This window comes from Azonexus sp. IMCC34839 (assembly GCF_047047955.1).
Lineage (GTDB): Bacteria > Pseudomonadota > Gammaproteobacteria > Burkholderiales > Rhodocyclaceae > Azonexus.
This window is the reverse complement of sequence record NZ_CP150631.1, coordinates 428,394-440,426: the sequence shown is the minus strand read 5'-3', so window position 1 is coordinate 440,426 and position 12,033 is coordinate 428,394. Positions and strand designations below refer to the sequence as shown.

10 protein-coding genes are annotated in these 12,033 nt (G+C 62.4%); 2 read left to right on the top strand and 8 right to left on the bottom strand.

Features of this window, described 5'->3' with window-relative positions; translation table 11 throughout:
- Positions 1-52 precede the first annotated feature (52 nt).
- The gene (rpsB, locus tag WIF35_RS02285) at positions 53-799 is read right to left on the bottom strand and encodes a 30S ribosomal protein S2 (protein ID WP_412479952.1); all 747 of its coding nucleotides are present in this window, start codon (positions 797-799) and stop codon (positions 53-55) included.
- 188 nt (positions 800-987) lie between these two features.
- Positions 988-1,899, bottom strand: coding sequence for a dTDP-4-dehydrorhamnose reductase (gene rfbD / locus WIF35_RS02280; protein WP_412479951.1), 912 nt, complete (start codon positions 1,897-1,899; stop codon positions 988-990).
- A gap of 117 nt (positions 1,900-2,016) precedes the next feature.
- Here rfbD and map point away from each other — a divergent pair, with 117 nt between their 5' ends.
- Both map and WIF35_RS02270 read left to right on the top strand, forming a co-directional pair.
- Positions 2,017-2,817, top strand: coding sequence for a type I methionyl aminopeptidase (gene map / locus WIF35_RS02275; RefSeq protein ID WP_412479950.1), 801 nt, complete (start codon positions 2,017-2,019; stop codon positions 2,815-2,817).
- Positions 2,817-5,381 carry a [protein-PII] uridylyltransferase gene (locus tag WIF35_RS02270; RefSeq protein WP_412479949.1) on the top strand — a complete coding sequence of 855 codons (2,565 nt, stop codon included), beginning with the start codon at positions 2,817-2,819 and terminating at the stop codon, positions 5,379-5,381. The genes map and WIF35_RS02270 overlap by 1 nt, the downstream gene beginning before the upstream one ends.
- A 74-nt stretch (positions 5,382-5,455) precedes the next feature.
- Here the strand turns inward: WIF35_RS02270 and WIF35_RS02265 are convergent, their stop codons facing one another.
- From WIF35_RS02265 to WIF35_RS02240, 6 genes are read right to left on the bottom strand one after another with little or no spacing between them, the layout of a single operon-like run.
- Positions 5,456-6,226: an S-methyl-5'-thioinosine phosphorylase gene (locus WIF35_RS02265; protein WP_412479948.1), complete on the bottom strand. Its 771-nt coding sequence runs from the start codon at positions 6,224-6,226 to the stop codon at positions 5,456-5,458.
- A gap of 2 nt (positions 6,227-6,228) precedes the next feature.
- The gene (locus tag WIF35_RS02260) at positions 6,229-6,930 is read right to left on the bottom strand and encodes a class I SAM-dependent methyltransferase (protein WP_412479947.1); all 702 of its coding nucleotides are present in this window, start codon (positions 6,928-6,930) and stop codon (positions 6,229-6,231) included.
- Positions 6,927-7,475 carry a hypoxanthine-guanine phosphoribosyltransferase gene (locus WIF35_RS02255; RefSeq protein ID WP_412479946.1) on the bottom strand — a complete coding sequence of 183 codons (549 nt, stop codon included), beginning with the start codon at positions 7,473-7,475 and terminating at the stop codon, positions 6,927-6,929. The genes WIF35_RS02260 and WIF35_RS02255 overlap by 4 nt, the downstream gene beginning before the upstream one ends.
- On the bottom strand, positions 7,475-8,344 hold the full coding sequence (gene galU / locus WIF35_RS02250; RefSeq protein WP_412479945.1) for a UTP--glucose-1-phosphate uridylyltransferase GalU: 870 nt from the start codon (positions 8,342-8,344) through the stop codon (positions 7,475-7,477). Before galU ends, WIF35_RS02255 begins: the two co-directional genes overlap by 1 nt.
- Positions 8,344-10,728: an NAD-dependent DNA ligase LigA gene (gene ligA / locus WIF35_RS02245; protein WP_412479944.1), complete on the bottom strand. Its 2,385-nt coding sequence runs from the start codon at positions 10,726-10,728 to the stop codon at positions 8,344-8,346. The genes galU and ligA overlap by 1 nt, the downstream gene beginning before the upstream one ends.
- The gene (locus WIF35_RS02240; RefSeq protein WP_412479943.1) at positions 10,728-12,020 is read right to left on the bottom strand and encodes a cell division protein ZipA C-terminal FtsZ-binding domain-containing protein; all 1,293 of its coding nucleotides are present in this window, start codon (positions 12,018-12,020) and stop codon (positions 10,728-10,730) included. The genes ligA and WIF35_RS02240 overlap by 1 nt, the downstream gene beginning before the upstream one ends.
- Positions 12,021-12,033 lie beyond the last annotated feature (13 nt).

Sequence of the window (12,033 nt, the reverse complement as noted above, 5' to 3'; positions counted from 1 at the left end):
CTCCTGAGCTATAAAACAGGCGGAGCATGTCGCCCCGCCGTTACAACCTTATTTATTCGGCAGATTCTTCGACTTCGACGAACTCGTCGTCGCCGCCAGCGGCGACGATGTCGGCCACAACCTGGCTACGGCCTTCGAGGATGGCATCGGCCACGCCGCGGGCGTACAGCTGGATGGCGCGGGAAGAGTCGTCGTTACCCGGAATAACGTAGTCCACGCCTTCCGGGGAGTGGTTGGTATCGACCACGCCGATGACCGGGATACCCAGCTTGCTGGCTTCGGTGATGGCGATCTTGTGGTAGCCAACGTCGATGACGAAGATGGCGTCCGGCAGACCGGCCATATCCTTGATACCACCGATGGACTTCTGCAGCTTTTCCAGTTCGCGGCGGAAGGTCAGGGCTTCCTTCTTCGGCATGCGCTCGAGGTCGCCGGCTTCAACAGCCAGTTCCATTTCCTTCAGACGCTTGATGGAGGTCTTGACGGTCTTGAAGTTGGTCAGCATGCCGCCCAGCCAACGCTGGTCGACGTACGGAGCACCGGCGCGCTGCGCTTCTTCGGCAACGATTTCACGAGCCTGGCGCTTGGTGCCAACGAAGAGGATGTTGCCGCGATTGGAGGCCAGCTTCTTAACGAAGTCCATGGCTTCGTTGTACTTGGCCAGGGTCTTCTCGAGGTTGACGATGTGAATCTTGTTGCGAGCACCGAAGATGTACGGGGCCATCTTGGGGGACCAGAAACGGGTTTGGTGACCGAAGTGGACACCGGCTTCCAGCATTTCGCGCATGGTAACGGACATGTAAAACTCCTTTAAGGGTTGAACCGCCACCCACCGTAAACGTCCGTCATTCTTTGATTTTGACGAACACCCTTAAGCGGCAGGTGTGAGGATTTTGACCGCGCACACCATGTGCGACGGCCATTTTTCCGCCTTGTCGGGCGAGAAAAACTTGCGGATTATAGCACCAGAATCGCCGCCGAGACAGATCAATAGCCGTTCTGTTTCAACGCCAGCAACTGCAGCATGCGTCCCAGATAGGGTTGCCAATCGGGCATTTCGAGGCCGAAATCGGACTCCAGGCGCGAACAGTCCAGGCGGGAATTGGCGGGGCGCCGAGCCGGTGTCGGGTATTCGGCAGTGGTGATCGCGTTGATCGCCTCCGCTTGCAGCAGCAGGTCGAAACCCGGCGTTTCATCTGCCAAGGCCACGATGGTTCGGGCGAAATCACACCAGCTTACCGGATTGGCAGCGGCCAGGTGGTAAAGCCGGTTTTCGCCCTTTTCGAGGAGTGCACCGCGGCGCAGCATCGCCAGGACAATTCCGGTCACCGTCGAAATCATTGCCGCCGGCGTCGGCGAACCGACCTGGTCGGCCACGACGTTCAGCGTTTCGCGTTCGCGCGCCAAGCGCAGGATGGTCTTGACGAAATTGCCGCCACGCGCGCCAAACACCCAACTGGTACGGAAGATCAACGACCGGCCGCCGACCGCCCTGATCGCGTCCTCGCCGGCCAACTTGGTTCGGCCATAAACGCTTTGCGGATCGGTCGCATCGGTTTCGACATAGGGGGTCGCCTTGGTACCGTCATATACGTAGTCGGTCGAGTAATGGACCAGCGTCGCAGCGAGCGCCTTGCACTCCTCCGCGAGCACGCCTGGGGCCTCGGCATTGACCCGGGTCGCCACGGCCACATCGGATTCCGCCTTATCCACAGCGGTGTAGGCCGTGGCATTGACGACGAGACTTGGCCGAACGACGCGAAGCAGGGAACGAATTGCCGCCAGATCGGACAAATCGCATTCAGCACGCCCGCAGGCTACCACCTTGCCATGCGGCGCCAGCGAACGCTGCAACTGCCAACCGACCTGCCCGTCCTTACCCAGCAGAAGTATCGTCATCGCCGTTTATCCCATGGCACGCAAACCCGCGCAGTATGCCACTTTCCGGCTGCCCGGCTTTGCGAAACGATGGGCATCATTTATCCTTCAATATCCCCAAAGCACCAAAGACCTACCATGAGCATCACCATCAAGACCCCGGAAGACATCGAAAAAATGCGGATTGCCGGGCGTCTGGCCAGCGAGGTTCTCGACTATGTCGAGCCCTTCGTCAAAGTTGGCGTCACCACCGAAGAACTCGACCGCCTGTGCCACGACTACATGGTCAACGTGCAGGGCTGTATTCCGGCACCGCTGAATTATTCCCCTTCGGGTTACGACCCCTACCCCAAATCGATCTGCACCTCGGTCAACCAACAGGTCTGCCACGGCATTCCCGGCGACCGCGTGCTGAAGAGCGGCGACATCATCAACCTCGACATCACGACGATCAAGGACGGCTACCACGGCGACACCAGCCGCATGTTCATCGTCGGCGAAGGCTCGATCCAGGCCAAGCGCCTGTGCGAGATCACTTTCGAATGCATGTGGTTGGGCATTTCGGTCGTCAAGCCGGGGGCCCATCTCGGCGACATCGGCGCGATCATCCAGAAGCACGCCGAAAACAACGGCTATTCCGTCGTACGCGAATTCTGCGGCCACGGCATCGGCACGAAATTTCACGAAGACCCGCAGGTTCTGCACTACGGCAAGGCCGGCACTGGCCCCAAGCTCGAACCGGGCATGATCTTCACCATCGAACCGATGATCAATGCCGGCAAGGCGGCGATCCGCGAATTGTCCGACGGGTGGACCATCGTCACCAAGGACCGCAGCCTTTCCGCGCAGTGGGAACACACCGTACTGGTCACCGAAACCGGTTATGAAATCATGACGCTTTCCGCAGGCTGCCGGCCGAAACCCGACTGGATCAAATAATGCCTATCGATGTCGCTGCCCTGCGGGCTGAAGTCAAAGCAAAACAAACCGAACTCCAGCAACGATACCAGCAGGACGGCGACACCCAGGCCCTGCTGATCGGCCGCTGCCAGCATGTCGATAGCGTCTTGATCCGCCTCTGGGAATCCTTCGAGTTTCCTGCCGGAATTGCGCTGGCGGCTGTCGGCGGCTACGGCCGTGGCGAACTTTACCCCTCATCGGACATCGATCTGTTGATCCTGCTGCCACAGGAAGCATCAGCCACAACGCAGGAAAAGCTGGAAGCCCTAGTCAGCCACTTCTGGGACATCGGACTCGAAATCGGCCACAGCGTAAGAACGGTGCAGGAATGCATCGATGAGGCGGCTGGCGACATCACCGTTCAAACTGCGTTACTCGAATCGCGCTTGCTGACTGGCAACAAGAAGTTATTCGCCACTTTCGAGAAACGCCTGCATGGTCATCTCGACCCGCTGACCTTCTGCCAGGCCAAGCGCCTGGAGCAGCAGGAGCGCTACCTGCGCTTCAACGAAACGCCCTACAGCCTGGAGCCTAATTGCAAGGACTCCCCCGGTGGCTTGCGCGACCTGCAGGTCATTTTCTGGATCGCCAAAGCGGGCGGCTATGGCGCCACCTGGAAGGAACTCGAAGACAACGGCATCGTCACGCCGGAAGGCCGCCTGCAGGCCGAGGAGTGCGAACGCTATCTGACGCAGCTGCGCATCCGCCTGCACCTGATGCTCGGCCGCCGCGAGGACCGCCTGCTGTTCGACTACCAGAACAATCTGGCCGCCCAATACGGTTTTGTGACTGACGAAGCCAAGCGCGCTTCCGAAAAGCTGATGCAGGAGTACTACCGCAACGCCAAGGCGGTCACCCTGCTCAATACCATCCTGCTACAGAACATGGAGGCCGCCCTGTCGCCCGAAAGCGAGCAGGTGCCGCAGCCGATCGACGATCATTTTCAGTCGGTCGGCCATCTGCTCGACATCCGTCATGAAGACCTCTTCAACTACCATCCGGAAGCCATTCTCGACAGCTTCCTGATCATGCAGGAAAGCCACGACCTGCAGGGCATGACGGCGCAGACCCTGCGCGCCCTGTGGCGGGCGCGTGACCTGATCAACCCGGAATTCCGTGCCAATCCGGTGCACCGCGCCCAGTTCATGAAACTGTTCAAGAGCGAGCGCGGCATCGTTCATGAATTCCGCCGGATGAACCAACTGGACATCCTCGGCGCCTACCTGCCCAACTTCGGCCGCATCGTCGGCCAGATGCAGCACGACCTCTTCCACGTCTACACCGTGGATCAGCACATCCTGCAGGTCATGCGCAACCTGCGCCGGTTCACGATGAGCGAATACGCCCACGAATACCCGCTGTGCTCGCGGGTCATGAGCGAATTCGACCAGCCCTGGCTGCTCTACGTCGCCGCCCTCTTCCACGACATCGCCAAGGGACGCGGTGGCGACCATTCGGAAAAAGGCACGGTCGATGCCCAGGCGTTCTGCGAAGACCACGGTCTGAATCCGGAAGATACCGAGCTGGTCGTCTGGCTGGTGCGCAACCACCTGAACATGTCCCAGGTCGCCCAGAAGGAAGACCTGACCGACCCCGACGTCATCGCCAAGTTTGGCAAGCAGGTCGGCGACGTACGCCACCTGCAGGCGCTCTACCTGCTGACCCATGCCGATGTCCGCGGCACCAGTCCGAAGGTGTGGAACCAGTGGAAAGGCAAGCTCCTGGCCGATCTTTATTACCAAACCATGCACCTGCTGAGCGAAGGCGAAGCGCCGGAAGCGCACGGCATCATCGCCGAGCGCCAAGCCGAAGCCATGCGCCTGCTACGCTTCTTCGCCCTCTCGGACACCGTCCAGGAGCGCCTGTGGAAGCAGCTCGACACCGTCTATTTCCTCCGCCACTCGGCCGAGGAAATCGCCTGGCACACGCGCTCGCTACATTACCGCATTTTCAACAACCGCCCTGTGGTCCGCGCCCGACCGCACCCGTCGAACGAAAACGGCAGCATGCAGGTCATGGTCTACACGCTCGACCAACCCGACCTCTTCGCTCGCGTCGTCGGCTTCTTCGCGCGCAACGGCTACAGCATTGTCGACGCCAAAATCCATACGACCAGCCACGGCTACGCGCTGGACAGCTTCGTGCTGCTTGATCTGGAAAACCGCAACCAGGCCCGCGAAATGGTGCCTTTCATCGAGCATGAACTGGAAGAACGCCTGATCAAGCAAAGCCCGCCGGAAGCGCCCTCGGCCGGACGCCTGTCGCGTCAGGTCAAGCACTTCCCGATCAAGCCGGAAGTCAGCATCCGCGGCGATGAAAAGGGAGCGCACTTCATCCTGTCGTTGACCGCTGCCGACCGTCCCGGTCTGCTCTACACCGTCGCCAATACCCTGGCCGAACACGGTGCCAACCTGCACACAGCCAAAATCACCACGCTCGGCGAACGGGCCGAGGACGTCTTCCTGATCAGCGGTGGCGACCTGCGCGAAAGCGCCAATCGCATCCGCCTGGAAACCGAGTTGATGGATCGTCTGAAGGTTTGAGCCGGCGGCCCTAAACCGCCAGACTCAAACCTTGGAAATCGAGCATTTTTGCCCGTGCACCGCAGCAGTCCTCTTTAGACTGACATCCCGAAGGGACGACAGGCATCCGGGCTGCCGACCAGCTTTTCGATGATGCTACGAACGCGCCCCATCGCCTCCTGCAGCACTTGCTCCAGGCTCTCGAAGTGAATGCCGTTCAGGCTGTCGCCACGGCCGGCGGCATGGTTGGCGACGACATTGATCGCCGCATACGGAACGCCCAGTTCGCGCGCCAGCACTGCCTCCGGCATGCCGGTCATGCCGACCAGATCGGCCCCATCGCGCTCCAGCTTGTTGATCTCGGCAGCGGTCTCCAGGCGCGGCCCCTGTGTCGCCGCATAGACGGAGCCGACCTTGATATCGATACCCAACAGGGCGGCGGCCCGCTCGATACGCTCGCGCAGCGAGGCATCGTAGGGTTCGGTGAAATCGACGTGGGTGACCGGCGTGCTGACCCCATCGAAGAAGGTGGACTTGCGTCCCCAGGTGTAGTCGATGATCTGGTGCGGCACGACGATGTCGCCCGGCTCCAGGTCGCCGCGGATGCCACCGACCGAAGCCACCGAAATGATGCCCTGCACCTGATGATGATGCAGCGCCCACAGGTTGGCGCGGTAATTGACCATGTGCGGCGGGATGGTATGGCCATAACCGTGACGCGGCAGGAAAACCGCCGGCTGACCGGCGATCTGGCCGAAAACCAGCGCCCCGGAAGGCTCGCCGTAGGGCGTACGCACCACCTCGCGGCGCGACACATCGAGATTGGCCAGAGTTGTCAACCCACTACCGCCAATAATTGCCAACATATTCAATCCTTTCTGCCAGCCATCAAGGAGGCCAGCGTGGGCACAACGCCCTTCATACCCATGGGAGCCAGGCGCCCGCGTCCGATATCGATCACTTTTTCGCCCAGCTTGCGGTAAAGCGCGTCACGGCGTGTCGCCGCAAACGGCAAATCGGCCAAGGTCTTGCCAAGATGATAGGAGACCAGCGTATCGCGCCCGATATCCTTGGCCTGCCAGGGAATCGCCGTGCGATCGACGAGATGCAGCCAGCGCACCGTCGGCAACGCAGCCGCCAGTTCGGCAACGGCACGATGTACCTGCTCGCGATAAGCGACGACCGCCTTGCCGGCATCGCCGGCCGCTGCGCCAGTCGTTTCGGCCGGCGCCCCCATCAGCCAGCAGACGACGGTATCCGGCGCAAAGTCCTCGATGGTTTTGCGCTGCTCGGCATCCAGCCCCGAAACATCAGCCTGCAGCAGCTCCACCGGCATTGCACCGACGCGCTCACGTGTCGCCTGCAAACATTCGTCCAGGGCATCGACGGCAAGGACGTTCAGGCTCCGCCGTAGCAGCGCCTCGCTGCCAAAACCCAGGCCGCAACCGATTTCAAGTACGCGCTGTCCGGGCACGAGGCCCGCCATCCATTCGTAGTCGCCGGACTGGGCGTAACGTTCGCCCTCATCTGCCCAGTAGCCCAGAAAGTCGGCGACCGTCTTACCGCTCACGCAGTTTCCTTCATCGCATAGATCGCCGGCAGGTTGCGCCAAGCGCCATCGACATCCATACCGTAACCAAAGACGAAACGATCCGGCACTGTGAGCCCGACGAAGTCGGCGGCAATCGGCTTGTCCTTGCCGTTCAGCTTGTCGGCGAAGACTGCCGTCAGCACCTCGTCCGCCCCCAGGCGTTTCAGGCTTTCCTTGACCGCCGCCAGCGTAACGCCTTCATCTAGGATGTCGTCGACCACCAGCACCGTGCGCCCCTTGACCGAGGTCCACGGCGCCGTGCGCCAGGAAATCTTGCCACCCTGCGTTTCGGGCCCATAGCGGGTGGCGTGCAGGTAATCGAAATCGACCGGAAAATCGAGCTTGGCCATCAACTGGCCGCAGAAAACGACGCCGCCGGTCATCACGCACAAGACGACCGGATGACGGTCGGCCAGGCGCCCGCAGATGGCTTGCGCCACTTGGTCGAGCGCAGCCTGAACGGCGCTTTCGGAATGAATCAGATCGGCATCGGCCAGAATGGCCCGGGCTTTACTTGCGTCCATCAATTTTCCAGGCTCTTGAGATAATTGGTGAAAGCCGGACCGACTTCGGCATGGCGTTGGCCGAAAACCACGGTCGCCTGCAGATAACCCAGCTTGGAGCCGCAGTCGTAGCGGGTACCGGCGTAACGGTAGGCCAGCACCTGCTCCTCGGACAACAGCGAGGCAATGCCGTCGGTCAGCTGGATTTCCCCGCCGGAGCCCGGCTTGATATTTTCCAGATGGTGGAAAATGCGCGGCGTCAGGATGTAGCGTCCGACAACCGCCAGAGTCGACGGTGCATCCTCAGGCTTCGGCTTCTCGACGATGGCATTCACCTGTTCCAGACGATCGGCCACCGGGCGGGCATCGACGATTCCGTAACTCTTGGTATCGGCCCGCGGCACGTCCTGCACGCCCAACACAGAGCAGCGGTAGTAGTCGTAGGTTTCAGCCATCTGCTTCATGACCGGCGGTTCACCGTCGAGCAGATCGTCAGCCAGGATCACGGCAAACGGTTCGTCGCCGATTACCGGCTTGGCGCAGAGCACGGCATGGCCGAGACCGAGCGCTTCCGGCTGGCGGATGTAGATGCAGTTGATGTTCTTCGGAATCATGTTACGCACGAATTCCAGCATCTCATGCTTGCCGCGCGCTTCCAGTTCTGTTTCAAGCTCGTAGGCCTTGTCGAAGTGATCCTCGATGGCGCGCTTGGAACGACCGGTAACGAAAACCATGTCGGTAATCCCCGCTGCCACGGCTTCCTCGACCGCATACTGGATCAGCGGCTTGTCGACGATGGGCAGCATTTCCTTCGGGCTGGCCTTGGTGGCCGGCAGGAAACGAGTGCCCATGCCGGCCACCGGAAACACCGCTTTGCGAACCTTCTTCATTATTCAACTCCCTCTTCGAGCAATTTTTTCAATTGTGCCTCATCGATCACGGCGACGCCGAGTTCGATGGCTTTATCCAGTTTTGAGCCGGCTTCCTCGCCGGCCACCACGTAATGCGTTTTTTTCGATACTGAGCCGGAGACCTTGCCGCCGGCCGCCTCGATCAAGTCTTTTGCCTCATCGCGTTTCAGGGTTGGCAAGGTACCGGTCAACACGAAGGTCTTACCAGCCAACAGCGACACTGGCGCCCCCCCTGCCGGCGTCGCCGGCAAGGCGGCGAGCAACTCGGCACGGCGCATGGCCAGCGCAGCGAGCAGACCGCGATTGCCCACGCCCTTGAGCCAATCGGTCAAGGCATCAATGACATCGGCGGGAATACCGGCGCTCGACAAGGCGGCAGCATTCAGCCCCTGAGCCGCCAGGGTTTCGCCATCGACCACCGCCGCCAGCTGCTTGGCGCGCACCGGCGTCAGCCGGGGCACCCCCAGCACTGCATAGAGCTCCCGCCACTCCAGTTTCTCGGCCAGACCGGGATGCGGCGCATGCTCGTCGGCCGGTGCAACGCCGATTTCCGGGCAAAGCAGGTCGTCCACCGCACGCACGTTGCGTTCTTCGGCAAAAAAATCGGCGATGGCCGCCGCCACCGTCGCCCCGATATCAGGCAACACGGCGAGCAGTGGCGCCGGCGCACGGCGCACGCGCTCGACGCTGCCCAGCCAGTCGGCCAGGGTCTTGGCCGTCGATTCGCCAACATGGCGGATACCCAGCGCGAACAGTAGGCGCGCCAGGGGCGGCCGGCGGCTGGCGGCAATCCCCTCCAGCAGGTTCTCGGCCCAGCGCGTCGGCACCTGCCCGGCTTTCGCCGTTTCCGGCACCGTGCCGTCGCGCTCGTCGGCGCGCCGCTTCATTTCGAGCAGATCGTCGAGCGTCAGGCGATAAAGATCGGCGACGCCATGCACGTAATCGAACTCGACCAGGCGCTCGACATAGCGCTCGCCCAGGCCTTCGATATCCATCATGCGCCGCCCGGCAAAATGCAGGATGGCCTGGATGCGCTGGGCGCGACAGGAAAAACCGCCGGAACAACGGGTCACCGCCTCGCCCGGCTCGCGCACGACATGCGCTCCGCACACCGGGCAGGCATCGGGCATGACGAAAGGCCGAGCATCGGCCGGGCGTCGCTCGGCGACCACACCCAGCACTTCCGGAATCACATCGCCGGCCCGCCGCACAATCACCGTATCGCCAACGCACAAGCCGCCCTTGCGCTCGACCTCGTCGGCGTTGTGCAGGGTGGCGTTGGTCACGGTGACGCCGCCGACGAACACCGGTTTCAGGCGCGCCACCGGAGTCAGCGCACCGGTACGGCCAACCTGGATGTCGATGGCCTCGACCACGGTCAGCGCTTCCTGCGGCGGGTACTTGTGCGCCACCGCCCAGCGCGGCTCGCGTGAACGAAAACCGAGGCGCTGCTGCAAGGCCAGGCTGTTCACCTTGTACACCACACCATCGATGTCGAAAGGCAGGCTGTCGCGCAAGGCGGCAATCTTCCGGTGAAAGCCGACCAAGGCCTCACCGCCGGCCAGCACGGCGCGGTGCTCGCAAACCGGCAGACCGAAAGCGGCCAGCGCATCAAGCACGCCGGCATGGGTCTCCGGAGTATCCCAACCATCCACGGCGCCCAGGCCGTAGGCGAAGAAACACAAGGGGCGGCTGGCGGCGATTGCCGGATCGAGCTGGCGGATGCTACCGGCCGCGGCATTGCGCGGATTGACCAAGGTCTTTTCTCCGCGCGCGGCGGCCGCAGCGTTGTAGCGCTCGAGATCGTCGCGCCGCATGTAGACCTCACCGCGCACTTCCAGCACCGGCGGTGCGTCGCCTTTCAAACGCAGGGGAATCTGGCGCAGCGTGCGCAGGTTCTGCGTCACATCCTCGCCGGTCGCACCGTCGCCGCGCGTCGCCCCGCGCACCAGAACGCCGTTTTCGTAGCGCAGGCTGATAGCCAGGCCGTCGAATTTCAGTTCGGCAGCATATTCGACCTGCGGCGCGCTATCGGACAACTCCAGCTCGCGCCGGATGCGGGCATCGAAATTCAGCGCCCCCGAGGATTCGGTATCGGTTTCCGTCTGGATCGACAGCATCGGCACGTCATGCCGCACCGGCTCGAATTGGGCCAACGGCCGGCCGCCAACCCGTAATGTCGGCGAATCTGCGGTGCACAGCTCCGGATGGGCATTTTCCAGCGCGACCAGTTCGCGGTACAGCGTGTCGTATTCGGCGTCCGGCACGGTCGGCGCATCGAGTACGTAGTAGGCATGGTTGTGGCGTTCGATTTCCGAACGCAGGAAAGCCGCCCGGGCGGCGGCCTCGACCGGCGCCACCATCAGGAGAACAGGCGCAGCGCCTGGGCCGAACCGGCCGGCAGGCCGAAGCCGGCCATGGTCGCCTGCGGCTTGCCGATGAATTCACGCCGGATGTGATCGAGTTGCGACTCGGTCAGCGGCTGACGATTGTCATCGACGATGGCTGCCTGCAGCGTCTCGGCAAAGCGACGGGCGATTTCGGTCATCTGCATAAAGACGCGCTCGCCGTGATCGACGCGCGGCACATCAAGCAGGAAGGTCAAACCATGAGTGGAAAGGCTGCGCAGCGCATCCGGCGCGAACAGCGTGCTCTCGTAATTCTGCAGGCTGAACTGGGCACGGCCTTCGTCGTCGTAACGGGTGAAGGCGCCATCGCCGCCCAGCACCATGCCGGCAGCCTCGGCCAGTGCCCGAATCTTGGTGCCGGCGAAGGCATTGCCGCGACTGACCAGATTGATACCGATTTCCAGATCGACCGCCGCACAGAAGCGGTCGATTTCGGCCGCTTGATCGAGCACGCGCGACGGCGGCATGTCGGCCACTGCCATCAGCTCGTCGGCCAGATCATGCATGGCGGTCACGAAAACGGTCAGGTCGCCTTCCGACACCGGCCCCATGCGGTTCACCAGTTGCAGGCCGATGCGCAGACGACGCACGGCGATGTCGTTGTCGGCCGACAGGCGCTCCCACTCGCGGCTGCGCTCGTTGAAGCCGACCCAATGCACCGGCTTGTGCAAACGCTGCAGCGCTTCGCGCTGGGAATGCAGGATCTGCACAACGGACACCGGCTCGACCAGTTCCATCGTGACGACGTATTCCAGGCGCGGGTCGAGCAACTCGGCCGGCACTGCTCCGGCGCTCTCCCAACCGTCGCCCTCGGCAGCCGCAGGTTCGGCTTGGCGTGGCTGCGGCTTGGCCGGGGCAGACGTCGGTGCTACCGACGGTGCTGCCATCGGCGGGACCTCGGCCGGCATTGGCGTTTCTTCGCCGGGCGCAACCTGCACGTCCGGCTCCTCGGCGTAGATCGGCTCGTTCAGTTCCAGCGGCTCGTCATCGACGGGCTCAGTCAGTACCGGCTCCATGCGTTCGGGCAGCGGCGCGGCAATCTCCGGCTCGAACACCGGCTCGCTGCGCACCGCCGGCGCTTCTTCGGACATCTTCTCGCGGCGCTCGAGCAGCACGTCATCGTGCTGCGGCTTCATCACCGCTTCGGCCAGCTTGCGCTGACGCATTTCCTGCCACTTGTTGTAGCCAAAGACGGCAACGACTGCCGCTCCGCCCAGGCCAATCAATCCAATCTGAAGTTCGGTCATCTCGATCTCTTCC